This is a genomic window from Pseudomonadota bacterium, from assembly GCA_027624715.1.
Classification (GTDB): Bacteria; Pseudomonadota; Gammaproteobacteria; order Burkholderiales; family Eutrophovitaceae; genus Eutrophovita.
In genome coordinates, this window is record JAQBTV010000006.1 from 48,457 (window position 1) to 73,569 (window position 25,113).

The 25,113-nt window shown below is 43.7% G+C and carries 23 protein-coding genes and 1 pseudogene; 11 read left to right on the forward strand and 13 right to left on the reverse strand.

All coding sequences use genetic code 11. The annotated features are described in order from the left end of the window. Window positions 1-4 precede the first annotated feature (4 nt). The 3 genes from msrB to moaA are packed head-to-tail and all read right to left on the reverse strand — an operon-like array spanning window position 5 to window position 2,731. A complete protein-coding gene (msrB, locus tag O3A65_05500) occupies window positions 5-397 on the reverse strand; it encodes a peptide-methionine (R)-S-oxide reductase MsrB (protein ID MDA1331925.1) in 393 nt (130 codons plus the stop codon). Beyond that, the gene (locus tag O3A65_05505) at window positions 394-1,668 is read right to left on the reverse strand and encodes a molybdopterin molybdotransferase MoeA (GenBank protein MDA1331926.1); all 1,275 of its coding nucleotides are present in this window, start codon (window positions 1,666-1,668) and stop codon (window positions 394-396) included. Before O3A65_05505 ends, msrB begins: the two co-directional genes overlap by 4 nt. 28 nt (window positions 1,669-1,696) lie before the next feature. Then, the gene (moaA, locus tag O3A65_05510; GenBank protein ID MDA1331927.1) at window positions 1,697-2,731 is read right to left on the reverse strand and encodes a GTP 3',8-cyclase MoaA; all 1,035 of its coding nucleotides are present in this window, start codon (window positions 2,729-2,731) and stop codon (window positions 1,697-1,699) included. 160 nt (window positions 2,732-2,891) lie between these two features. Here moaA and moaD point away from each other — a divergent pair, with 160 nt between their 5' ends. The 7 genes from moaD (at window position 2,892) to crcB (ending at window position 6,819) form a co-directional block, all read left to right on the forward strand. Then, complete coding sequence (gene moaD, locus O3A65_05515; protein MDA1331928.1) at window positions 2,892-3,149, forward strand: molybdopterin converting factor subunit 1; 258 nt, start codon at window positions 2,892-2,894, stop codon at window positions 3,147-3,149. Between the two features lie 4 nt (window positions 3,150-3,153). Then, a complete protein-coding gene (moaE, locus tag O3A65_05520) occupies window positions 3,154-3,618 on the forward strand; it encodes a molybdopterin synthase catalytic subunit MoaE (GenBank protein MDA1331929.1) in 465 nt (154 codons plus the stop codon). A gap of 11 nt (window positions 3,619-3,629) precedes the next feature. Further along, complete coding sequence (locus O3A65_05525; GenBank protein ID MDA1331930.1) at window positions 3,630-3,974, forward strand: LysR family transcriptional regulator; 345 nt, start codon at window positions 3,630-3,632, stop codon at window positions 3,972-3,974. Window positions 3,975-4,186: 212 nt separating this feature from the next. Continuing rightward, on the forward strand, window positions 4,187-4,846 hold the full coding sequence (gene modB / locus O3A65_05530) for a molybdate ABC transporter permease subunit (GenBank protein ID MDA1331931.1): 660 nt from the start codon (window positions 4,187-4,189) through the stop codon (window positions 4,844-4,846). Window positions 4,847-4,852: 6 nt separating this feature from the next. Beyond that, complete coding sequence (locus O3A65_05535) at window positions 4,853-5,620, forward strand: ATP-binding cassette domain-containing protein (GenBank protein MDA1331932.1); 768 nt, start codon at window positions 4,853-4,855, stop codon at window positions 5,618-5,620. Continuing rightward, complete coding sequence (modA, locus tag O3A65_05540) at window positions 5,613-6,383, forward strand: molybdate ABC transporter substrate-binding protein (GenBank protein MDA1331933.1); 771 nt, start codon at window positions 5,613-5,615, stop codon at window positions 6,381-6,383. Before O3A65_05535 ends, modA begins: the two co-directional genes overlap by 8 nt. 55 nt (window positions 6,384-6,438) lie before the next feature. Further along, on the forward strand, window positions 6,439-6,819 hold the full coding sequence (gene crcB, locus O3A65_05545) for a fluoride efflux transporter CrcB (GenBank protein ID MDA1331934.1): 381 nt from the start codon (window positions 6,439-6,441) through the stop codon (window positions 6,817-6,819). A gap of 30 nt (window positions 6,820-6,849) precedes the next feature. On the opposite strand, the gene O3A65_05550 is transcribed toward crcB, so the two are convergent. Then, window positions 6,850-8,541, reverse strand: a complete 1,692-nt coding sequence (locus O3A65_05550; protein ID MDA1331935.1) for an NAD(P)/FAD-dependent oxidoreductase — start codon at window positions 8,539-8,541, stop codon at window positions 6,850-6,852. An 11-nt stretch (window positions 8,542-8,552) separates the two neighbouring features. After that, window positions 8,553-10,082: an NAD(P)H-hydrate dehydratase gene (locus O3A65_05555; protein MDA1331936.1), complete on the reverse strand. Its 1,530-nt coding sequence runs from the start codon at window positions 10,080-10,082 to the stop codon at window positions 8,553-8,555. Window positions 10,083-10,171: 89 nt separating this feature from the next. On the opposite strand from O3A65_05555, the gene purL reads away from it, so the two are divergent. Next, the gene (gene purL, locus O3A65_05560; protein MDA1331937.1) at window positions 10,172-14,068 is read left to right on the forward strand and encodes a phosphoribosylformylglycinamidine synthase; all 3,897 of its coding nucleotides are present in this window, start codon (window positions 10,172-10,174) and stop codon (window positions 14,066-14,068) included. Between the two features lie 44 nt (window positions 14,069-14,112). Here purL and O3A65_05565 read toward each other — a convergent pair whose 3' ends face one another. Further along, window positions 14,113-14,376 (reverse strand): BolA family transcriptional regulator, encoded by a 264-nt coding sequence (locus O3A65_05565; protein MDA1331938.1) that lies wholly within the window; start codon window positions 14,374-14,376, stop codon window positions 14,113-14,115. 74 nt (window positions 14,377-14,450) lie between these two features. Continuing rightward, complete coding sequence (locus O3A65_05570) at window positions 14,451-14,987, reverse strand: septation protein A (GenBank protein ID MDA1331939.1); 537 nt, start codon at window positions 14,985-14,987, stop codon at window positions 14,451-14,453. Between the two features lie 158 nt (window positions 14,988-15,145). Between O3A65_05570 and O3A65_05575 the strand changes: the two genes are divergently transcribed. From O3A65_05575 to O3A65_05585, 3 genes are all read left to right on the forward strand, one after another. After that, a complete protein-coding gene (locus O3A65_05575; GenBank protein ID MDA1331940.1) occupies window positions 15,146-15,586 on the forward strand; it encodes a carboxymuconolactone decarboxylase family protein in 441 nt (146 codons plus the stop codon). 84 nt (window positions 15,587-15,670) lie between these two features. Further along, window positions 15,671-16,333, forward strand: a complete 663-nt coding sequence (locus tag O3A65_05580; protein MDA1331941.1) for a nitroreductase — start codon at window positions 15,671-15,673, stop codon at window positions 16,331-16,333. Window positions 16,334-16,350: 17 nt separating this feature from the next. Continuing rightward, window positions 16,351-17,205 carry a pirin family protein gene (locus O3A65_05585; protein ID MDA1331942.1) on the forward strand — a complete coding sequence of 285 codons (855 nt, stop codon included), beginning with the start codon at window positions 16,351-16,353 and terminating at the stop codon, window positions 17,203-17,205. Between the two features lie 121 nt (window positions 17,206-17,326). Here O3A65_05585 and O3A65_05590 read toward each other — a convergent pair whose 3' ends face one another. The 6 genes and pseudogenes from O3A65_05590 to prpB all read right to left on the reverse strand — a co-directional run bounded on the left by O3A65_05590 (window position 17,327) and on the right by prpB (window position 24,951). Next, a complete protein-coding gene (locus O3A65_05590; GenBank protein ID MDA1331943.1) occupies window positions 17,327-17,767 on the reverse strand; it encodes a putative toxin-antitoxin system toxin component, PIN family in 441 nt (146 codons plus the stop codon). Window positions 17,768-17,772: 5 nt separating this feature from the next. Beyond that, window positions 17,773-18,498 (reverse strand): annotated as a pseudogene (locus tag O3A65_05595) (rRNA pseudouridine synthase). A gap of 82 nt (window positions 18,499-18,580) precedes the next feature. Beyond that, window positions 18,581-21,283 carry an aconitate hydratase AcnA gene (acnA, locus tag O3A65_05600; protein MDA1331944.1) on the reverse strand — a complete coding sequence of 901 codons (2,703 nt, stop codon included), beginning with the start codon at window positions 21,281-21,283 and terminating at the stop codon, window positions 18,581-18,583. Between the two features lie 88 nt (window positions 21,284-21,371). Further along, the gene (locus tag O3A65_05605; protein MDA1331945.1) at window positions 21,372-22,823 is read right to left on the reverse strand and encodes a bifunctional 2-methylcitrate dehydratase/aconitate hydratase; all 1,452 of its coding nucleotides are present in this window, start codon (window positions 22,821-22,823) and stop codon (window positions 21,372-21,374) included. Between the two features lie 90 nt (window positions 22,824-22,913). After that, a complete protein-coding gene (prpC, locus tag O3A65_05610; protein MDA1331946.1) occupies window positions 22,914-24,068 on the reverse strand; it encodes a 2-methylcitrate synthase in 1,155 nt (384 codons plus the stop codon). After that, window positions 24,061-24,951, reverse strand: coding sequence for a methylisocitrate lyase (prpB, locus tag O3A65_05615; GenBank protein ID MDA1331947.1), 891 nt, complete (start codon window positions 24,949-24,951; stop codon window positions 24,061-24,063). The genes prpC and prpB overlap by 8 nt, the downstream gene beginning before the upstream one ends. Window positions 24,952-25,113 lie beyond the last annotated feature (162 nt).

A 25,113-nucleotide genomic window follows, 5' to 3' on the forward strand; every position in this document is an offset into this window, starting at 1 on the left:
TGCCTCATTCGTCAGGTATAAATTTCAGCGCTGTACCATTATTACAATAGCGTAGTCCCGAGGGTTGAGGTCCATCGGGAAATACGTGTCCATGGTGACCATCACAAGTTGCACATCGGTACTCTGTACGTGGCATAAACAGCTTCTTATCGACTTTGGTGATGAATGCATCGTGGATGTGCGTAAAAAAACTAGGCCATCCCGTACCACTATCAAACTTCATATCTGACGTAAATAGAGGTGTCTCGCAACCGATGCAAACGAAGGTTCCTTTGCGCTGTTCCTGATTCAGTGGATGACTGAAGCTACGCTCCGTTCCCTCTTTTCTGAGAATTTGATATTCCTCAGGTGCTAAGTCCGCACGCCATTGCTCATCTGTTTTACTAAGTTTTCTCATGAATCAATTAGACCTCTAATAAGCTGCACATCAACAATTTCGCCAGCATCAACTTTGCCCATATCCGTTGGGAGAACAATAAAGCAGTGTGCCTGACTCATCGAAGATAAGATTCCTGATCCTTGGTCCCCTGTCGGCTTGACTGTCCATTCACCAGTGAGTGTTTGGCTAAAAATTCCTCGCTGAAATTCAGTGCGGCCAGGTGTTTTTTTAAGCGGCTCGGTGCAACGCGCCTTGAACGTGGGTGATGGTGTTCGCATTACTTGTCCTTGGAGTGTTTTAAGAGCTGATTGCACGAACTGGTAGAAAGTTACCATAACCGCTACTGGATTACCGGGTAACCCAAAGAAATGCGATCGACCTACTTTGCCGAATGCTAAAGGACGACCTGGTTTCATCGCTATTTTCCAAAATAGAACCTCGCCGAGTAGATTCAGTATTGGTTTTACAAAATCTGCCTCACCTACGGAAACACCACCACTGGTAATGACTACATCAGCAATGCTTGTTGCATCCCTAAACGCTACTTCAACAGCTTCAGGTGTGTCCTTGATGACACCCATATCAATGAGTTCGCAGCCGAGTTCCGTAAGCATTCCAAAAATCGTATAACGATTACTGTCGTAAATTTCTCCTTCTCCGAGTGTATTTCCAATACCAACCAGTTCATCACCGGTGGAAAAGAAGGCGACGCGAAGTTTTCGATAAACGCTAATCTCGGGTATCCCAAGTGATGCAATAAGTCCAAGATCAGCCGGCCTGACTTTGTGCCCTTTATGTAAGGCTACGGATCCAAGTTTTAGATCTTCGCCGGTCTTCCGCGTGTTCGATCCTGTTGGTAGGAAATCTACAGTGACAACGCTGGCCGCCCTCTCTGCGCGCTCCTGCATAATTACTGTGTCAGCACCGTCGGGTATAACTGCACCAGTCATAATTCGAATTGACTCACCTTTTTTTATTGCTCCTTCGAAGGGTTGTCCTGCAAAGGCAGTACCAACTACAGTCAGTTCTATCTTCTTGCCTTCCTCTAGGTCAACGCCTCTAACTGCATACCCGTCCATCGCTGAATTGTCATGCTGAGGCACATTTACTGGTGAGATTACATCTTGTGACAAAATTCGCCCGAGTGCATCACGAATGAACACTCGCTCTGAGCTAGTGACAGGATCCAAGAATCCTCCTATATAGCTTCGGGCTTTATCTACGGGCATTGAGTTAGGGTCGTAGTCATTATCTTGGGTAATAATTTCTAATTTATTTTGTTTGGTCATGAGTTTAACGTTTTGAACTTTGAGATATTCATCCACCAATATATGACATCTCTATTTTTCGTGATTTAGCAGTCTCAGATGTCCTTATTTCAGAATAATTATCGGTTCTAGCCTGCCAAAGCTTAGTGATGACGTTTGAGATTGTTTTGTCGGATGCTCCTGTTCTAAGTAGCATGCGAAGGTCTGTACCGTGCGTGGCAAACAGGCAGGTGTAAATCGATCCTTCTGCTGACAATCTAGCTCTCGTGCACGATTGGCAAAAAGCTTGTGAGACTGATGAAATAAACCCGATTTCCCCTGAGCCATCAGTATACCTCCAGCGCTCGGCAACCTCCCCAAGATAATTGGGTTCGATTGGTTCGATTGGGAAGATTACATTGATACGATCTACTAAGGTTTGTGATGATACGACGTGACTCATTTTCCAACCATTGGTTGAGCCTACATCCATAAATTCAATGAAGCGAACAATGTGTCCGGTGCCTTTAAAGTGTTTGGCCATCTCTAAAACGTCATGGTCATTAACTCCTTGTTTCACAACCATGTTGATTTTGATTGGTTTGAAGCCGACTCTGTCGGCTTCTTCGATTCCTTCTAAAACCTTTGAAACAGGAAAGTTCATATCGTTCATCATCTGAAAGGTGCCATCGTTCAGTGAATCCAGGCTGACCGTGATCCGTTGTAGTCCAGCATCCTGAAGGATGACGGCTTTTTGTTTAAGCAACGTAGCATTTGTGGTGAGTGTCAGGTCGACTTGATGCGAAGAGGAAATCATTGCAATTAGCTTTTCAAGTTGTTTCCGCAACAACGGTTCGCCACCTGTGATGCGTACCTTTTCTACGCCCTGATCTTTGAAAACGCCGACTAGCCGATTAATTTCGTCAAATGACAGCAACTGCGCGCGCTCTAGAAATTTAAAATCTCTGTCATACACGCTTTTAGGCATGCAATAGGTGCATCTGAAGTTACACCGATCCGTTACAGAGATGCGCAAGTCTCGCAGATGTCTCTGTCTTGTATCTTGAACTGGTGTATCAATGATCAATGGATTAGTTGAATTCATGTGTATAGCTTAATATTCTTTATTTTATGTAATACTTGCCCATTATATACGATTGAACACAACGATCTTTTTCTCTTTGTTGCGTAAAGTGACGTGTTAGTAAACGAGTGATTTACAAGAGATGTAGAATAAGGCCAACACATCAATTGAGTCGATTAATATGGAAATAAAAATTTTGTTTTTTGCGAAACTTCGAGAGACCTTCAAGGTAAGTCAAGAAGTTATTGTCTTAGCGGATGTTGAGAACAAGGTATCAGATGTGCTTAACTTGTTGCGTCAAAGAGGTGACGTTTGGAGGCGTGAACTGGACGAAAGAAAATCCTTCCGTATCGCAGTTAATCAGGAGATGGTATCGGACGACGTATTTTTAAATGAGGCTGATGAGATGGCTCTCTTTCCACCGGTCACAGGCGGATGACATCATGAGTGTGCGCGTACAGACAGAAGATTTCGATGTGAGCCAGGAAATGTTGGCCTTGAGGAAAGTGAATCCTAAAGTCGGCGCTGTAGCCAGCTTTGTCGGTGTTGTTCGTGATTTAAATGATTGGGAAGATGTTTCTACGCTTGAACTAGAGCATTATCCAGGTATGACGGAGCGGTCACTTGAGCTTATTGTCAATGAGGCGAAAGCTCGTTGGGATATTTATGATGCATTGATTATTCATCGAGTAGGTAAGCTTCAGCCGTTAGATCAGATTGTGCTAGTCATTGTGACGAGTGCGCATCGTGGCGAGTCATTTAAGGCTTGTGAGTTTTTAATGGATTATCTAAAAACTCGAGCGCCTTTCTGGAAAAAAGAACAAACGTCTTCAGGAGAGCGGTGGGTAGAGACGCGGCCGAGTGATACTGAGGCAGCTGAGCGTTGGGCTCGAGCCCAGAATAAGTAGTTTGATTGAATATGTCTGATACGCTACAACCACAATTAAAAGTTAGTTTCCGTAAGTCTATTGCTATGGGTCCTGGTAAGGCCGCTTTACTTGACGCGATTAAAAAAAATGGGTCTATTTCCGCGGCGGCGCGCGAGCTTGGAATGTCTTATCGGAGGGCATGGATACTCGTTGACACTATGAATCAATGTTTCGCTGCCGCGCTCGTTGAAACGTTGACTGGTGGAACTCGGGGGGGAGGTGCTCAGGTTACCGACTTTGGTAAAGAGGTACTTTTGCGCTATCGAGCCATGGAGCGTAAGGCGACAAATAGCGTCAGAGCTGAGATGTCGGAATTCGCTGAATACATGCGTTAGCACGTAATATTCTTGACATGCAGCGTTATATCTAGTTAAATACAATGAAACATAAGTTTGCAGGTCTGACTATGTTAAAAAACCACTTTAAAGTAAGTCTAGTTTTGGCGCCATAAAGGCGCCAAAATTCATTTTAAAACAAATATTTATGAATATAAGCTAACGTTCTTTTGTAAATTTTGTTTTCATTTCCAATAACTCTTGAAGCTGTGATGATTCCACTACTTTTAAGCCTAAAAGTGGCGGGCCTGGCAACTATTGTTGCGACAATCGCGGGAGTTTCAGTCGCATGGCTTGTAGCTAAGCGCGAGTTTTGGGGGAAGGAATTTTTGGATGCCGTGCTGACCTTACCAGTGGTTCTACCTCCCACCGTATTAGGCTATTACCTGCTCGTACTTTTGGGGCGCCGCGGGCCTATAGGATCTTGGTTGCAATCTGAATTTGGTATCAATTTAATATTTACATGGCAGGGGGCCGTGATTGCTGCCTCGATAGTTGCCTTCCCTTTGGTGTATAAATCTGCTCGATCAGCGTTTGAGGGTGTCTCACGACAGTTGGAGGATGCTTCGCGAGTCTTAGGTAAAAGTGAGATGCAAGTCTTCGCTCTGGTGACCTTTCCCCTCGCAGTTCGAGGAATATTGGCAGGGGCGATGTTGGCATTTGCGAGAGCGCTCGGAGAGTTTGGTGCCACGTTGATGGTGGCTGGAAGTTTACCTGGGAGAACTCAAACTCTCTCAATTGCTGTGTATGAGGCAGTGCAGGCAGGTCATGATCAGATAGCTAATTTTCTGGTGATTATTACGTCTATTGTTTGCATTGTCGTGTTGCTTGCCTCGAACTATTTTCTCCGACCTAAATATCGTGTGACTTAAACTGAGATGAGAGTCGACGTAGACGTTCAGCAGCTATTTCGGTCCGGTGGACACGACTTCGATTTAAATATTCGATTCAGTTGCGATGAGGATATTACGGTGCTGTTCGGGCAGTCCGGGGCTGGTAAAAGTCTATTGCTAAAAATAATTGCAGGCTTGCAAAGTGTCAGATCTGGGAAGGTCGTGATTAATGATCGAGTTCTATTTGATTCTGGGAAAGGCGTAGAGATTGCATCACGGTATCGTAACGTGGGCTATTTGTTCCAAGACTATGCATTATTTCCTCACATGACAGTGGCTGAGAATATTGGATTTTCGCGACGTTCCATATTCTCAAAAAGATTGAATGGAATTGATTTGGATCGGGTGGAAGAATTACTCGAAATATTTCAAATTAAGGATTTCTCAAAAAAATATCCATCTGAAATTTCAGGAGGGCAGAGGCAGCGCGTTGGAGTTGCTCGAGCGCTATTACAGCGACCAGAGATTCTTCTTCTCGATGAGCCTTTCTCCGCGCTTGATCCATTATTAAGAATACAGATGAGAGCAGAACTTAAGAAAATTCAATTAATTTTCGGGATTCCGATTTTATTGATCACGCACGACCCGCAGGATGTTGCTGAATTAGGACAAAGGTTGATTCTTATCACTCAGGGTTTAGTCACAGATTCTGTTGATCTTTGTGGGGCACCCTACAGAGATTCTTTAGGCGCTCCCGTGCGACCAGAAATCAGAAAGATATTGTGGAGTGCGGCAGGAATTACGGATGTTTAGTTTCAAAAAAATTGCGACTTTCACTTTGTTGTGCTTTGTGATGTGTCGGTCTGGTTATGCTGCGAAGACAGAACTACTGATTTCAGCTGCATCGAGTATGACAGCTGCGCTGCAAGAAATTATCGTCGAATTTGAGTCTATATATCCTGATATAAAAGTAGCAACTAACTTTGCCGGATCGGGGACTTTATTAAGGCAAATTGAGCGAGGAGCACCGGTCGATTTATTTTTATCAGCGGATCAGATAACGATGCAAGAAGCAATAAGTAAGGGATTAATTTATAAAGACTCGGTATACCACGTTGCCAGAAATCGACTTATTCTTGTTGGTCGGGATGATTTGTCATTTAGGGTCTCGCGTATCTCTGATATCGTGAGCTCGAAAGTCAAACGTATTGCTATTGGCAATCCGGATAGTGTTCCAGCTGGGCGATATGCTCGAGCTTTACTTATAGATGAAGATCTGTGGGACCGTGTGTCTCCTAAATTAATTTTTACGCAGAATGTGCGTCAGTGTCTTGATTACGTTGCTCGTGGAGAAGTGGATCTGGCGTTCGTGTATGTGACCGATATTCGGATACCGCGAGACGGTGTGAATGGATTATTGACTTTGGGTTCACCATCCACAATAGTGTATCCACTCGGCGTTGTGAATAGCACGAAACACTTGAAAGAGAGTCAACGCTTCTTGGAATTCCTTAAAACGACTAAAGTTACAAGCATCCTCGAGTCACTTGGGTTCGTAAAGGTTTTAGGGCCATGACGTTAGGGTAAAATGTTTTTTTGAACAGAGATTTTTAAAAAGTAGGGGGCGACACGTGTTCACGAAACTTGTTGCGATTGGACTGGGTGCCGTCGGAGGCGCCTGGATCCGATGGGTTTTAGGGCTTATCTTTAACGCCACACTTAAAAACGTTCCATTGGGAACTTTCTTAGCCAACTTGGTTGGAGGTTTTTTGATTGGCGTGGCTGTTGAGTTTTTTTCTCATAACACTCAGTTGTCACCAGAATGGAAGTTGTTGGCCATTACTGGTTTCCTGGGTAGCCTGACTACGTTTTCTACTTTCTCGATTGAGTCAGTGCAGCTTATTCAAAGTGGTCGAGTAGGTTGGGCTGTAATCCTGATCGGCATTCATGTTTTTGGATCAATTCTAATGACTGTGCTGGGCCTGAGTTTGTGTAAATCCTTTATGACTTAGTAGATTCAATTTTGTCTTTGTGAACTCGGTTCAAATGCCCGGTGTCGTAATTTTTTTAGCTGCATCAAAATTATAATTGTTTGGGTTGTTTGTAGAACGATTTAAGGCGGTTTTAGAGGTCATAATGAAGCCGGCATACTGATTTTCAACGACATCCTCGCATAACACCCTGTATCGCGTCATGCCGCCTGCATACGGCATAAATATACGAGGTTTACCATCGACGTTTGCACCTAAGTACCAAGAATGCGGGACGGTAACTAGTAGCGTGGCATTCGCAGCCCCATTTACATGTTCCACCCATTCGTTAGCAGCCTCCTGACTTGCCTCGCACGTATCAATCTCATGACGTCTCATATATTCAACGCATTGAGTAATCCATTCGACGTGCTGTTCGATAGCTACAGGCATATTACACAATACGGATGGGCTTCCTGGTCCAGTGATGGTGAAGAGGTTAGGAAAGCCTGGTGTTTGCAAGCCCAGATAGGTTTTAGGTCCTTCTCTCCAGGCTTCTTTTAATGAGAGTCCATTTCGTCCTCTGATGTCCATTTCAAAGAATTTTCCAGTGATGGCATCATATCCTGTCGCAAAGACAATCATATCTAACGGGATATGTCGCTTCGTAGTTTGTATTCCATCCTCTGAAATTTTGACGATGCTTTCTTTCTTTAGATTAACAAGTGACACATTATCTTTATTAAATGTTTCAAAATAGTTTGTATCGATAGGTGGGCGTTTCCCGGCATAGGGATAATCAATAGTAGAAAGTGCTGCGGCCGTCTCTTCATCTTGTACTACCATTCTAATTTTTTTCTTCAGAAATTCAGCTGCGGTGTCATTCGCCTCTTTGTTTATCGTTAGATCCTGATAGGTCGCTCTAAATTGAAGACCACCCTTTTCCCAAGCTTTTTCATAGGCTGCTTGTCTTTCATCCTCTGAATGTTCAAACACGTTGGTTGTTGAGATCCGAAATGGGTGTCCATTTGGAGTCGATTGGATAATTTGTTTGATTTCTTCAAATTTTTTATTGATACTCTGCTTCCATTCATCAGTGAGTGGCGCGTTGCGAGCCGGAACACTATAGTTTGGTGTTCGTTGAAAGATGTGAAGATGGCCAGCAGTTTCTGCGATTATGGGAGCGGCTTGTATCCCGGTACAACCAGTTCCAATTTGCCCAATTCGTTTATTTTTAAATGAGACTTCCTCGTGTGGCCAATTACCAGTGTGATACCACTCGCCTTTGAAATCTTTCAGGCCAGGGATATTTGGAATATTTGCAGAAGAAATGCAGCCAATTCCAGTAATTAAATAGGTCGCTCGGTAGGTGTCTCCACCTTTAGTTGTTAGCTCCCATTGATTCGCTTCTTCGATGAAGTGCGCACTGCTGACAAGGGTGTTGAACTTAATATGACTTCTGAGCTTGAGTTTTTGGGCAACGAAACCAAGATAGCTACGAATTTCCTGAGGGCCCGGATAGCGTTCTGACCAATTCCACTCTTTATAAATTTCTTCAGAAAACATATAGCAATAGGAATGGCTCTCTGAATCACAGCGCGCCCCAGGGTAGCGATTCCAAAACCAGGTACCCCCTAGATCTGCGCCGGCCTCTAATACTATCGTGCTAAGGTTTAGTTGATCTCGAAGGGTATGTAATTGATACAGTCCTGAGAATCCTGCGCCGATAATAATGGCATCGACTGCGTTACTGTGCTCTGGCATTTATATATCCTTTAGATTTTATGTCGCTGACCAGTATATAAGTAGTGTGTAGCGTTAGATTGTTTTTGTTTGTTGAGTATCATTCTTGCGGCATCAATTGTTTCTGAGGCGGTCATTCCAATTGGGCCACAGCCATCGTTTAATAATTTATCTGCAGCAAGTCCGTGCAGATGCACTGCGGCTAACAAAGCCGTGTGGCTATAGGCCCCTTGAGCCACAAACGCACCGATAATACCGGTCAAGACGTCCCCCATGCCTGCACTGGCCATTCCAGGGTTCCCGGTTGTATTGATGAACCAATTGCCATCGGGAAACGCGCACACGCTACCGACGCCCTTAAGCACCACTTCTGCATTAAATTTATTTGCCAGGGTTAGTGTTGCCTGTACTCTATCTGCTTGGATTTCCTTAATAGAACAGTGCAATAGTCTAGAGGCTTCACCTGGGTGTGGCGTGAGTACAGTGGAGTTGTTCCTTTTATTAATCAGTGCTGCGAGTCCGGGGCGCTGAGCAATAAGATTTAGCGCATCGGCATCCAATACAATTGGTATGGGTAGGATCAAGACCTGTGACAAAATATCGTACGCGACCTTTTCAGTGCCAAGACCGGGTCCGATGGCGATACATGATGTGTTATCAAGTTGAATGAGGTCAGAAGCGTTTCTCATCATGAGTTCCGGCTGCATCCAATCCATCGTGGGCGCTGATGCATCGACGAAACCAACGAGAACACGCCCTGCACCTAATTTAATAGCTGCGCGCCCTGATAGTATCGAAGCGCCAACTAAACCTTTACTTCCTCCAATAATAACGAGTTGACCATGTGTACCTTTATGGGATGATTTTTTTCTCGTTGTCAGAACATTGTTGAGGACCTCATTTCCGATTAAGAAACCATGGTTATCGAGGGTTGGAACGAGCCCCATATTGAGATCACTGAAATGGATAGTGCCTGAATAATCTGGCCCGAGACCTGTATGCAAACCAACTTTATATCCAAGAAAGGTGACGGTATGTTGTGCCTTGATGCAACAACCCATGACGCTACCTGTATCCGGATTTAATCCAGAAGGTATGTCTATGGAGATGATTGTGGCTTGCAGGCCGTTAATATGAGCAATGAGCTCTTCGAGTTTTCCAGAAAGATTGCGTGTTAAGCCAATACCGAATAATCCATCAATCACTAAATCAAAGGAATCTTCATTATTTATCGTGCTTTGGATTGTTCCACCTGATGATTCCCATTTTTTTTGTGAGCTAGTCGCAATGGGAGAGTTCAGATTCGCATTGAGCGGGGCGAGGACCGAAACATTGAAATTTGCGTTTTTAAGATATCTAGCAGTAACGTATGCATCACCGCCATTATTTCCAGGCCCTGCTATGACTAAAGCCGACCGAGCGTGATTTGGTGCCACTTGAATGGCAACGTCAGCGACGGTTTTTCCTGCTGACTCCATTAGGCCATGTTTCGGATCGAGCGAAAATAAGTACTTTTCAATCTGTCGTATCTGCTCAGTCTGGTAGACGGGTACCGTATGCATATTTTCAGTATAAGGGATTTGGTTTATGGTCGGACATTCGTCAGCTATAATCTTGTTTTGAAGATATCTTACTTAAAATCATAGAATCCATGCCGGAAATCGTTTTTCTAAGAGGTCGTCAAGCGTTTTCTCAGTTCCGCTTCGATAAACTATTAAAACAAGTACAGGCTATCGATCCGCAAATCGGTGAGATCTCAGCAGTTTTTTGGCATTTCGTGGAGTTGAATAAACAACTTTCTGCGGAACAGGTCATGCAGCTCGATCGAATTCTCTCCTATGGGCCCAAAGAGTCAAAATTAGTAGACGATATTGCTGATTTTATTGTGATTCCTCGACTTGGCTCTATTTCCCCTTGGGCAAGTAAAGCAACAGATATTGCAAAAGCCTGTGGTCTTCTGGAAGTGTCACGAATAGAGCGTGGTGTAGTCTGGAGTTTCAAAACGAAGAGACATCAATCGGTTGCACAATCTACCCTGACGCGTATTGTGCCGATGGTTCACGATCGTATGACTGAAACTCTCCTTGTTGATATTCATGATGCGCAAAAACTTTTTAGACACGTTCAACCGCAGCCTCTTCGTACAATTCCTGTATTAAAAGAGGGCCGAAGTGCGCTTGAGGATTGTGACAGAGAGATGGGTTTAGCACTTTCTACGGATGAGATTGATTATCTCCAGCATAATTTTGAGCTAATTGGTCGAGATCCTACGGATGTTGAGTTAATGATGTTCGCTCAAGCGAACTCAGAGCATTGTAGACACAAGATTTTCAACGCTTCCTGGATAATCGATGGTCAGGTACAAGATTATTCGTTGTTTGGCATGATTCGAGAGACTCACCGGAAGACGCCAAAAGGCACTATCGTGGCTTATTCCGATAACTCTGCAATTATGGAAGGCACGAAGGTTAGCAGCTTCAGGGCTATGCCAGATGGTCGATATGGGCATGTGGAAGATGAACTGAAGCATACTTTAATGAAGGTGGAAACACATAACCACCCCACAGCTATCTCACCATTTTCGGGCGCGGCCACTGGTTCTGGTGGTGAAATTAGAGATGAAGGTGCTACGGGTAGGGGTGCGAAGCCTAAAGCGGGTCTTGTAGGCTTTAGTGTCTCTCACCTGAGAATACCGGGCGAGAGTGAACCCTGGGAGGCAAATGGGATAGGTAAACCGGATCGTATTGCCTCGGCATTAGATATCATGTTAGAAGGCCCTATTGGGAGTGCGGCGTTTAATAACGAGTTTGGACGACCCAATCTTTGTGGGTATTTTCGAAACTATGAGCAAGAAATAAGGGGGGTTGTTCGTGGATACCATAAGCCAATTATGTTGGCTGGTGGTTTGGGCAATATTACGAATCAGCAATCTATAAAGAAATTATTCCAAGCGGGTACGTTGATTGTTCAGCTTGGTGGTCCGGGTATGCTCATTGGTATGGGTGGAGGCGCTGCTTCCAGTATGACAACCGGACAGAATAGCGCTGATCTAGATTTTGACTCTGTTCAGAGGGGAAATCCAGAGATCCAAAGACGGTGTCAGGAGGTGATTGACCGGTGTTGGGGGTTAGGCCGGAATAATCCAATTTTGTCGATACATGACGTTGGAGCTGGTGGGCTCTCTAATGCTCTCCCTGAATTAGTAAATGACGCACATTGTGGCGCTCGTATTGACTTAAGGCGTATTCCATCTGAGGAAGCAGAAATGACGCCGATGCAGATATGGAGTAATGAATCGCAAGAGCGCTATATGTTGGCGGTTGATCCTGGAAGCTTTGAAGAGTTTCAAAAAATTTGTGAAAGAGAACGCTGTCCATTCGCGGTGCTCGGAGAGGCGACGGCAGACGGTCGTCTTGACGTATTTGATTCTCATTTTGGCAACAAACCTGTAGACATCGCGTTATCAGTTATCTTGGGTAAACCACCCAAGATGACGCGTGATGTTAAACGAAGAAAAATAGAGATAAAAAGCGAAAGATATCAGCGGATAAAGCTGGATGAAGCGCTTACTCGAGTGCTCTCATTTCCAGCTGTGGCGGATAAAACATTTCTAATTTCGATTGGTGACCGTTCGGTCGGAGGGCTTTGTTCTAGAGACCAGTTTGTAGGGCCTTGGCAAATTCCGGTCAGTAATGTTGCGGTTACAGCTATGGGATTCGATGAGTATGTCGGTGAGGCATTTGCAATTGGTGAACGTGCCCCGGTAGCGGTTATGGATGGGCCAGCCTCTGGAAGAATGGCAGTTGGTGAGGCGATCACAAACATAGCAGCTGCAAAGATTGACCATTTAAGTAATATTAAATTATCAGCAAATTGGATGGCGCCTGCCGGTTTTGAAGGCGAGGATGCTAACCTCTTTGATACTGTTGCGGCCGTCGGTTTGGAGCTTTGTCCTCAGCTTGGGATAAGCATCCCAGTGGGTAAGGATTCGATGGCAATGCGGACAGCTTGGCGAGAAGGACTACAAGATAAACAAGTCGTCTCTCCTGTTTCTTTGGTTATATCAGCCTTTTCACCTGTTTCCGATATTAGGAGAACATTAACGCCTGTCCTCAACCCGAATTTAAATACCCAATTGATTTTAATTGACTTGGGTGGTGGTAAAAATCGTATGGGGGGATCCATCTTGCATCAAGTGTATCTTTTGGAGCATGGAGAGGTGCCTGATCTTGATGATGCAAAAATTTTAGAGAGTTTCTTTAAGGCGATACAGGAGTTAAATGAGAAAAATAAAATTCTGGCTTACCATGATCGATCAGATGGGGGTGTGATTGTTACCTTAGCCGAGTGCATGTTTGCATCGCATGTGGGCTTAACTGTAGATTTAGACGTTGGTGCGGATCACAATAGACAACTTGCGGCACTTTTTAGTGAGGAGCTTGGAGCGATTATCCAAATAAATAATAAAGCCGAATTAGAGGTTTGTTCTATCTTGGACTCTCACGGACTAGCTGATTACACTAAAAAAATTGGATGCCTCAATGATAAAGGGACGTTAGAAATTTCGTCTAACGGGAATCCTTTACTAGATGAATTTGGCTGGTTACTTCAGCGTAGATGGTCTAAAACTACCTTTCATATGCAGTCACTGCGTGATAATCCGGAATGTGCTAAGCAAGAATATGATCGAATTTTGGACACTACTGATCCAGGTTTGCATGCGCATTTAACGTTTGATATCAATGATTCGTCTCGGTCTGCCGCTATTAACATAGGTGTTAAGCCAAAAATAGCCATTCTGCGGGAGCAAGGGGTCAATGGCCATATTGAAATGGCAGCGGCCTTTGATCGAGCGGGGTTTTCCGCGATTGATGTTCATATGAGTGATATTATTTCTGGCCGCACTTCTTTGTCTAAATTTAAGGGTTTAGCAGCTTGTGGAGGTTTCTCTTATGGGGACGTTCTCGGAGCTGGTGAAGGTTGGGCGAAATCGATTTTGTTTAATGTAAGAGCATTAGATGAATTCTCAGAATTTTTTAAACGGGAAGATAGTTTTGCGTTGGGAGTCTGTAATGGATGTCAAATGATGTCTAACCTTCGTGAAATCATCCCTGGTGCTGAACACTGGCCACGTTTTATTAAGAATAACTCTGAGCAATTTGAAGCTCGCTTTGTGATGACAGAAATTACGCCAAGCCCTTCAATTTTATTTAGAGATATGGTCAGTTCAAGAATTCCAGTTGTTACATCTCATGGAGAGGGTCGGATTGAATTTGAAACTAAGCAGCAAAGTATCCAAGCGACGTCTTATGTGGCCATGCGTTATGTTGATAACCACGGTGAGGTGTCCCAGCAGTATCCATTTAATCCAAACGGCTCGTCAGATGGAGCGACTGGCTTCACGTCTCGCGATGGCCGATTTACGATTATGATGCCCCACCCAGAGCGGGTATTTAGAACGGCTCAGAATTCCTGGCATCCAGAAGATTGGAACGAGGATGGAGCCTGGATGTTTATGTTCCGTAATGCAAGATATTGGGTTAACTGATCGTCGCTTTGAGCGTTCTATTGATCGAAAATTTCGATTGTTGATTAATCTTCAGGTGCGAAGGCTCGTATTGATAAAGCGTGAATGACTCCAGGTATAAGATCTGACAAACAGTCGTAGATCATTCTATGTCGTTGTACGCTTACTTTTCCGGAAAACATGGGAGATGCGATAGTTAATTCATAGTGTCCGCCGCCAGTTGCCTGAACGCCGGCGTGCCCAATATGTGAGGCTGAGTCATCAAAAATATCGATTGTGGTCGGTTGTAATGAAGTTAGCCTTTGCTTAATTTGGTCGATCGTATTCATGTGAAATAGATTTTATGATTAGGTGATTAAGTGATTAAGTGATTAAGTCACATGCCTATGATGTATGCGCGAGTTTATTCGTCTTCTGGGGTGATGTGTTTCGCTAAAATAAATGCTTGGCCTAATGCAAATATTAAAAGTAATCCCATCCCTCCAAACAATTTAAAGTTAACCCACGTATTCGTCTCGAAGTTAAAGGCTACATAGAGGTTCGCGAAGCCCATGAACAAAAAGAAGCCCGCCCAAGTAAGATTTAATTTACTCCAAAGCGCGTCGGACATTTTCATTTTTGAAGCCATCATTGCCTGGATTAAATTTTTCTTAAAAAGCAGATTTGAAAGACTGAGTACGATTGCAAAGGTCCAATAAAGAGCCGTGGGTTTCCATTTAATAAAGGTCTCGTCTTTAAGTAATAGAGTTGCCCCACCCAGAATTACTATGATTCCCAGGTTAATCATCATCATCTTCTCTATTTTCTTGTTTCGCATCCAGGACCAACTTGTTTGAGCAATGGTCGTTATGATTGCGGCAGCAGTTGCGGCCATAATGCCGTGGCTTTTAAAAACAACGAAGAAAATAATGATTGGGAATATTTCGAAGAAAAATTTCACGACTTTGTTCCGATTGATAGTTTGGGTACTGATCGCTTATTCTAATTGAATCGAAAAATTTGTTTTTTTTTGTTAAAGTCAGGTGATGTAATCTCCAGATTAACGTATTATTTTACCTTTATCAGTAATCTCATTTATCAGTAGGGGGATGTATACAAATGACCAAAAACTCGTTAGTCAATCTAGTGAATTATGCAGATGCGACACCTGAAGTTCGAGATATTTTTGACGATATTATGAGCACGCGTCAATCTGACTATGTAAATAACATATGGAGAGCGTTAGCTTCACATCCATTATTGCTGAAACAGTTCTGGGGCCAAATGAAAGAGGTAATGATCAAACCATCTCGGTTGGACCCGCTGACTAAGGAGCTACTTTATCTAGCAGTCAGTATCACAAATAATTGCACTTACTGTATTAATAGCCACAATGCGGCAGCTCGTAAAAAAGGGCTTGATGATGAGATCCTTGGGGAGTTGAATGCAATCGTAGCGCTGGCTAACGCCGGAAATCGATTAACCGTGGGTTATCAAATTCCTGTGGATGATATGTTTCAATCAAATCAGGTGGCTTCAAAGTGGAAATTTAAAGACTAAGGCTCCTAAGGTGCTGAGCAAGAAGGTGTGGAAGGATGCTAAGTCTAAAGAGTTAAGAATATCAGAGACAAGAGGGAATGAAAAATGAGCGTTCTAAACGCCCTAGAGGGTAGGTACAGTTGCCGCAAATTCTTGAGCACGACATTGTCGAGAACTGTGATAAATAGCTTATTAGAAACTACTCAAAAAACTGCATCGTGGTGTAATACACAACCTTGGTCTATCGATGTCGTTTCAGGTGAGTCGCTCAGGAGGCTCAGTGACTCGTTAATTGAGTTCGCTTCTGAGGGCAATCTTCCCAATCCAGATTTGGCATTTCCGGAGCAATATCTAGGTTTATATAGAGAGCGAAGAAAAGTTTCTGGTTTACAGTTATATAAATCTATCGGTATTGAAAAAGGCGATATTGAAAAAACTAGGGTTCAGGCCTTGGAAAACTTTTATTTCTTCGGTGCACCACATGCGTTATTGATTTCAACCCCTAAAGAGCTCGGCCTTTACGGAGCACTCGACTGTGGACTCTATATTTCATCCTTCATGCTTTTGGCACAAGAGCTTGGAATTAATACAATTGCCCAGGCGTCTGTCGCAAACTATCCCGATGTAATACGGCAACACGTTCAAATTGACGTTAGCCGGAATTTTTTGTGTGGCATTAGTTTTGGATATGGAGAGGAGACACATCCGGTTAATGCTTATCGAACAGAGCGAGAATCTATAGAAAATGTTGTGGTTTTCTACGATTAAATTGAGAGGTTTATAGATTGATTAAGCGCAAGGTACATCGTATTGTTGAATCCATTGAGACCACGGATGGTGCAGGTGTAAAACTTAGGCGTAGTATTGGATCATCTCATCTTTCCCGATTAGATCCATTTTTGATGCTAGACGAATTTTATTCGGATGATCCAAAGGACTACTTGCCCGGATTCCCCTCTCATCCACATCGAGGTTTTGAAACCGTAACGTATATGATTGACGGTTTTATGCGGCACGCGGATAGTATGGGTAATAGTGGTGTTATAGGTCCCGGAGATGTGCAGTGGATGAGTGCGGGTCGGGGCGTGATCCATTCTGAAATGCCAGAACAAACAGAGGGCCGGATGCGTGGTTTTCAGTTGTGGATTAATTTGCCAGCTTACGCAAAAATGAAACCGCCAACTTATCAGGAGATACCCAGCGTTTTGATTCCCGAGTTTAGCGAGGTAACGGGTCGGCTTGTACGTATTATTGCAGGTCGGTTTGAATATGATGGTTGTTTGAAACACGGTCCAATAAATGCGTTAGCGACAGATCCATATTTTTTTGATGTATACCTACCCGCAGGTGAAACCTTCAGTGTTGCTCTTCCTCTACTGCACAACAGCTGTGTTTATGTATATGAGGGGGAGGCTATGATCGGAGATGAGAGGAGATCGCTTGTACATCGTTCTGCAGCAGTTCTTACTGAGGGAAATGCAGTGGATATTATGGCTTCAAAAAATGGAGCACGATTTTTGATCTTAGCAGGAAGGCCGCTTAATGAGCCCATAGTACAACATGGGCCATTTGTTATGTGTACTCGAGAAGAAATCGAAGAGGCAATTTCAGACTATCAGTTTGGGCGGCTCACAGGTTAAGTTAAAGCTTAGCTTGCACCCCGGGAAAGACGCTGGTTTATTTTTCTCATGTTAATTGGAAAAGGTCTTTAGTCGGATCACGAGATCATTAAAATCACCAGCAACATACACATCCGATTATTTATATTTTGACCTGTACGGTTATTCTGAATGTATTTGGGTTGACAATAGAAAAATTAATTTTGTAGTCTCCAAATACCCGTCTGTTTTTTCGTTTAAGTAAGTGGAGATCTTTGGTGATGAGGTACGCAACTGAATGGTGTCCAGCCAGACTTAGAAACTTTATGTCATCCGGATCTTTACACCAGTATTTTGTATTCTCCAAAGTTGGAGTATCAACAAACGTACATAACGCTTTGATGTCATTTCCGATAACCGATTCTTCAGTTTTTTTTCCTAGGAATCGGGTATGTCTCAGTACTGAGACGGCTTCACTCAGGCACGCATCATCGATGACTATTTCAATATGTTTTTGTTTTTGGAGCGCTTTTAAGGGCGCTATATTGATGTCATTGAAATAAAACCAATCAACCCATATGTTTGTATCGAAGACAACCCGCATAGGGTTCAAAAAAACTCATTGTCATTAAGGTAGCGCCATTGCCCTATTGGTAACTTTGATAACGTGACTCGGCCTATGCGAACCCGCTTGAGACCAGTAACTCTTAGTCCGACAAATTCACACATTCTGCGTATCTGCCGCTTCTTTCCTTCTCGTAAGACGAATCTTAGTTGATCATCATTTATCCATGATACTTTAGCCGGCTTCAGCGCTTTTCCGTCCAACTCAAGTCCATGATGAAGTAGTTCCATGCCGCTGTCTGTCAGGGTTCCAGTGACGCGGACGAGATATTCTTTTTCAATTTCTGAGTCTTGACCAATTAATTTTTTGGCAATTCTTCCGTCTTGTGTTAAGACAAGCAATCCAGTTGTGTCAATATCAAGGCGTCCCGCCGGAGCTAGCCCCTTCAAATATTGTCGAATAAATGTTTTTTTTGATTTATCTTCAGAAAACTGATTCTCAGGTTTAACCAATGTAATGACTGGTTTATATTCGTCTTCTGCTTGACCGGATACGTAACCAATGGGTTTATTAATCAATATGGTGATTTTACTAACGCCTAACCCCTTCTGTGTGAGTGTGATTTTGGCATTATGAGGCGCTCGTGTGCCAAGCTCCTCCACGCGACTGCCGTTCACCATAACCCAACCGTTGGCAATATATTCGTCAGCCTCTCTTCTCGAACACATACCGCGTTCCGACATAAGTTTTGACACACGAATCATGGCAATGGGTTCTGGCATCACCGTAGCTTGCGACGGCTTCTTGGGGCAAGCTACAGGTGATTTGAGATCCGGTCGAGTCATATTGTCATTAGGCGGCGTTGAGTAGTTCTCTCAACACGTATGGAAGTATTCCGCCGTGTTTGAAATAATCGACTTCGATCGGGGTATCAATCCTCGAAAGTAAGGTGACTTTTCTAGTTTTACCATTTTTCGCCGTAATAACTAACGTCATATCCTGTTGAGGTTTTAGGTTGTCCATACCTAATATCTCAAAGGTTTCCTCACCAGTTATCCTGAGTTTTTCAACAGAGTCCTTCCCTTTGAATTGAAGGGGTAGCACACCCATACCAACAAGATTAGACCGATGAATTCTTTCAAAACTCTTGGCAATAACGGCTCGAACACCCAATAGCTGAGTGCCCTTTGCAGCCCAATCTCGTGATGATCCCGTGCCGTATTCTTCGCCACCAAACACAACAGTGGGAGTTTTAGATTTTTGATAACTCATGGCAGCATCATAAATAGCCATCTGTTTGCCTGAAGGTTGCAATACTGTATAGCCACCTTCAATACGTGAGCCGTCCTTATTCAGCGGTAACATCAAATTTTTTATCCGCACATTAGCAAATGTGCCACGCATCATCACTTCATGGTTGCCACGGCGTGCGCCATAGCTATTAAAATCGGCTTTAGCTACTTTGTTTTGCAGTAGATATTTACCAGCAGGTGAGCTTTCTTTGATGGAGCCAGCTGGTGAAATATGATCGGTTGTAACCGAATCACCGAATATTCCTAGGGCTTGGGCACCTACGATGTCTGTAATGGCTACAGGATTCATGCCGAAGCGTTCAAAGAATGGGGGTTCCGCAATATAGGTTGACTTGGGCCAACTGTATACCTCCCCGCTAGCGCTGGGTACTTTTTTCCATAGGGGAGTTGCATTTCCCAGATCCTTGTAGAGTTTTTTAAATGTTTTCGAATCGGTCGCGTGTTTCAGCGCATTTGTGATTTCTCGTGGGCTTGGCCAGATATCCCCGAGGTAGACGGGCTCCCCTTTTTTCCCCAAGCCGAGAGGTTCTTTCATCAAATCTTTTTTCATAGTCCCAGCAATTGCATAAGCAACAACGAGAGGTGGGCTTGCTAGAAAGTTTGCGCGAATATTTGGGTGGATTCTCGCTTCAAAATTTCGATTACCCGATAGTACTGCAGAGCACACTAAATCTTCGCTCAAAATCGTATTTTCAATTGGTTCAGCCAGAGGTCCAGAATTACCAATACACGTTGTACATCCATAACCGGCAAGGTAGAAACCAAGGTTCTCTAGGTAAGGGAGGAGACCAGCTTTAGTGAGATATTCGGTTACGACTCTTGATCCTGGCGCGAGAGATGTCTTAATATGTTTTTTGACGGTGAGGCCTTTCTCTACAGCCTTTTTTGCAAGAATCCCTGCGGCAACTAATACCCCTGGATTTGATGTGTTTGTGCAGGACGTGATTGCGGCAATTAAAACGTCCCCAGAGCCAATGTCGATATTACTCTGTGTGCGATATCGTTTATCGAGTTCACTCTTATTTTTATCGAAGCCGCCAGAAGCGACAGGTGCAGAAAACAATAGCTCGAATTTTGAAGCCACGTCACCTAATCGAATTCGATCTTGAGGACGTTTTGGCCCAGCCAACGAAGGTTCAACTTTTGACAAATCAAGCTCGATGACATCGCTGTACTTGATATCTCCTTTTTTTGGCATACCAAACATGTTTTGAGCTCGGTAATAATTCTCGAACTCGGTTACTTCATCTTCTGTACGGCCGGTATAGCGTAAGAAATCTACGGTCTTTTTGTCGACTGGGAAGAATCCCATTGTTGCGCCGTATTCGGGTGCCATATTGGCAATAGTCGCTCGGTCAGTGACTGCTAATGAAGCTGCTCCATCACCAAAAAATTCGACGAACTTGCCGACTACTTTGACTTCGCGCAGCATTTCGGTAATAGTCAGTACCAAGTCTGTTGCAGTAACGCCAAACCGTGGCTTTCCTTTTAGGTTAACGCCGACGACATCTGGTGTAAGAAAGTATACTGGCTGGCCTAACATACCGGCCTCCGCTTCGATGCCTCCCACTCCCCAACCGACAACACCAATGCCGTTGATCATTGTGGTATGTGAGTCGGTTCCAACCAAGGAGTCAGGATAATAAACCTTATTTTTTTTGTGAACACCCCGTGCGAGGTATTCAAGGTTAACCTGGTGAACGATGCCAATGCCTGGAGGTACTACTTTAAACGTGTCAAAAGCTTGCATGCCCCATTTCATAAATTGATAGCGCTCTATGTTACGTTCGAACTCGAGTTTCATATTTGCGCCTAGCGCGGATTTGTTTCCATAATTATCAATTTGTACTGAGTGATCAACAACTAGGTCTACTGGGACTAGAGGCTCGATAGACTTTGGATTTTTGTTTAGCGACTTTGCAACTCGGCGCATAGCGGCTAAGTCTGCGAGTAAGGGGACGCCTGTAAAATCTTGTAGGAGGATTCTTGATACGACAAATGGAATTTCGTTGGTGCGTTTACCTTTCGGCTTCCATTGAGCAAGTTGGCTTACATGTTTTTTCGTTATTTTCTCGCCATCATAGTTTCTCAAGACAGATTCAAGAACTATCCGTATAGAAACAGGTAGTTTAGAGATGTCTCCTAATCCTGATTTTTCCAATACTGGCAACGAATAATAAAATCCTTTCTTGCCGTCTTTAATTTTAAACTCTTTTCGAGAATTAAACAGGTTATGTGCCATGTCTTTCGAGCCCCAGATTCTAGATATCAATAATGACCCCGTCGGCAAACTATCACGGACACCAACGAGGTGGGTTTACGGTGAATATTTAAATAACAAACATATCTACAAATTCATGGACCGGTGTCTCGGCTAGCTTTTTGCTATTGAGGCAAAGATCAAGAATTAATTTTTGTTGTTTTGCAGGAAATTTTCTAGCTAAGTTCGTTTTGAACTTTTCCACCAGTACCGGCATGCCTTCCTTACGTCTTAGTTTATGGCCAATCGGGTATTCGCAGACAATTTCTTTGAGCTTGATGCCATCCTTAAATTCGACTGTGAGCGCGTTAGCAATTGAGCGTTTCCTTGGATCATGATAATCCTCGGTGAATTTTTTGTCTTCAATACAAATAATCTTGTCTCGTAGCTTGTCAATGCGCGGGTCGGAAGCAACAGTGTCCTCGTAATCTGAAGCCGTCAATCGACCATAGAGAATAGGAACGGCGACCATATATTGTATGCAATGATCTCGATCAGCCGGATTATTCAGCGGGCCTTTTTTATCGATGATGCGGATACACGCTTCGTGCGTACGAATGGTTATTTTCTTAATGTCATCAGCATTTCTGCCGGTCTTATTAAGAAGTTCGTGAATTTGCATGGCACACTCAACTGAAGTTTGCGAATGGAACTCAGCAGGAAAAGATATCTTAAATAGAACATTTTCCATAACGTAGCTACCATAAGGGCGTTGGAACTTGAACTCTTTCCCTTTGAATAGAACGTCGTAAAAGCCCCATGTTTTGGCGCTAAGTACTGATGGGTAGCCCATCTCGCCGGTTTTAGCTATGAATGCGAGTCGCACAGCCCGACTGGTTGCATCGCCAGCGGCCCAACTTTTACGAGAGCCTGTATTTGGCGCATGACGATATGTGCGTAATGATTGTCCATCGACCCAAGCCAGTGAAACTGCGTTAATGATCTCTTCTTGGTTCAAGCCCAACATGTTAGCTACTACCGCAGTCGAGGCGACCTTAACAAGTACCACATGATCGAGGCCTACTTTGTTAAAACTATTCTCGATTGCCAAGCTGCCTTGGATTTCATGAGCTTTAATCATTGCGGTCAGAACCTCTTGCATCTTGAGAGGCTTTTTGCCTGCCGCTACCGCATTTCTTGATAACCAGTCCGCTGTAGCAAGTATGCCACCTAAATTATCTGATGGGTGACCCCATTCGGCAGCAAGCCAAGTATCGTTGAAATCGAGCCAACGAATCATGGCGCCAATGTTAAATGCGGCTTGAACTGGGTCGAGTTGGAATTGAGTACCTGGTACTTTCGCTCCGTTAGGAACGATTGTTCCTGGAACAATTGGTCCCAATAATTTGTTACAGGCGGGGTACTCCAGCGCTTCTAAACCGCAACCGAGTGTGTCCATCAAACAATATCTTGCGGTTTCATAGGCTTGTTTGCTGGTGATCGCTTTTTTCGACACGTAGTTAGCGATATCAACTAGGACTTTGTCGGGTTTTGGGCGAACATTTGAAATATGTGCAGACATGAATTAAAGATTCCTGTTTAGATTATGTGTGAATAAAAAATATACGTAACAAATAATTTTTTATTTTTTTAGCACTCAATCGCCTTCTTATTATTTGCGTTTTTCCATTGGTATCCACTTCAAATTCTCCTGTCCCATGTAATTTGCACTTGGGCGGATTATTTTTCCATCGATTCTCTGTTCAATAACATGCGCAGCCCATCCAGATGTTCGAGCCATTACAAAGATGGGCGTGAACATTGATGTTGGAATACCCATTTGGGAGTAACTTACCGCCGAGAACCAATCGAGATTTGGGAACATCTTCTTCTCGTTCCACATAACTGTTTCGATCCGAGCTGCTATATCGAAGAGGTTCGTATTTCCGTTTTCTTTACACAGCGAACGCGAAACTTCTTTAATAACTTTGTTTCTTGGGTCGCTGATTGTGTAAACTGGATGTCCAAATCCAATTACAATTTCTTTATTCGTAATTCTTTGCTTAATATCTTTTTCAGCGTCCTTAGGGGTGCGATAACGCTGCTGAATTTCATAGGCTACTTCGTTTGCTCCGCCATGCTTAGTACCTCGAAGTGCGCCAATTGCTCCAGTAATTGATGAATACATGTCTGAGGAAGTTCCCGCGATGACACGCCCAGCGAAGGTTGAAGCATTAAATTCGTGTTCTGCATATAGGATTAAAGAGGTGTGCATTGCTTTAACCCATGATTCTGAGGGCTCTTTTCCATGCAGCATAGTTAAGAAGTGTCCACCAATAGAATCGTCATCGGTTTCCGTTTCAATTCGGCGACCATTATGACTCCAATGATACCAATACAACAACATAGATCCAAAGGAGGCCATCAATCGATCGGCAATGTCTCTAGCGCCTGAGACGTTGTGGTCTTCTTTTTCAGGTAAAACGGCACCAAGAGCAGAACAGCCCGTTCTTAAAACATCCATAGCATGCGCTGATGCGGGTATCCATTCCAAGATTGCCTTAACGCTGTTGGGTAATCCACGATGTGCTTTTAGTTTTGACTTATAGTTTTTTAGCTCGGAGACTGTAGGAAGTTTTTCATAAACTAATAGATACGCAATTTCCTCAAACTCGGCATCTTGAGCAAAATCCAATATGTCGTATCCGCGGTAATGCAGGTCTTCACCTGTCCGGCCAACTGTACAGAGCGCTGTATTGCCGGCAGGGACCCCTGACAATGCAACTGATTTTTTTGGTTTTGGTTTGTGTTCTATTTTTTCACTCATGATTATTTCCTTTCGCAAAAAGATCATCTAACTTTTTTTCGTATTGATGGTAATCGAGATGGTCATATAGTTCGTCCCGCGTTTGCATGGTGTCGAGGACAGATTTTTGCGTCCCCTCCTTGCGTACGGTTTGATAGACATTAAGCGCGGCTTGATTCATAGCCCGAAAAGCAGATAGCGGATAAAGAACAAGCCCCACATTTACGGACCTTAATTCCTCAACCGTAAACAAGGGAGTATGTCCAAATTCTGTGATATTAGCCAAAATGGGGACCTTAACTTCATCTGCAAATTTTTGATACATGCCGAGCTCAGTCATGGCTTCAGGAAATATCATGTCTGCTCCAGCTTCAGCACACGCACAAGCTCGTTCAATAGCCGCATCCAACCCTTCAACTGCAAGCGCGTCTGTCCGGGCCATGATCACGAAGTCAGGATCTATTCGTGCGTCTACTGCCGCTTTTATTCGGTCGATGAATTCACCCTTTGAAACAATTTCCTTGTTAGGGCGATGCCCGCATCGTTTGTTCTGGACTTGATCTTCGATGTGCATGGCGCCGGCACCAAATTTTATTAAAGACTTTACTGTTCTCGCAATATTAAATGCACCACCGAAGCCGGTGTCTACATCGACGAGGAGGGGTAAAGAGCAGGCATCTGTAATACGCCTGACGTCAGTTAGAACATCATCTAGAGAAGAAATGCCAAGGTCAGGAATGCCTAAAGAACCCGCGGCTACGCCGCCTCCCGAAAGGTATATAGCCTTATATCCAGATTGCTCTGCAAGACGTGCGTGGTATGCATTTATCGCACCAATAACCTGTAGGGGTTGCTCAGCATCGATTGCTTCTCTAAATTTTTTACCTTGCGAAGAGATGGTCATGATTTGTCCTTAATGTATTTCATTAAAAAACGAGCTTTTTGCTTGCTCAATATTGAACCCGCCATTGAGATAAGCCTTTCGGAGTAAATTCCAAAAGTACCGATAGCTCGCCCGGCCATGCATTTCGTTTTTATGGGAGATTGGACTCCAGTCCGATTTTTG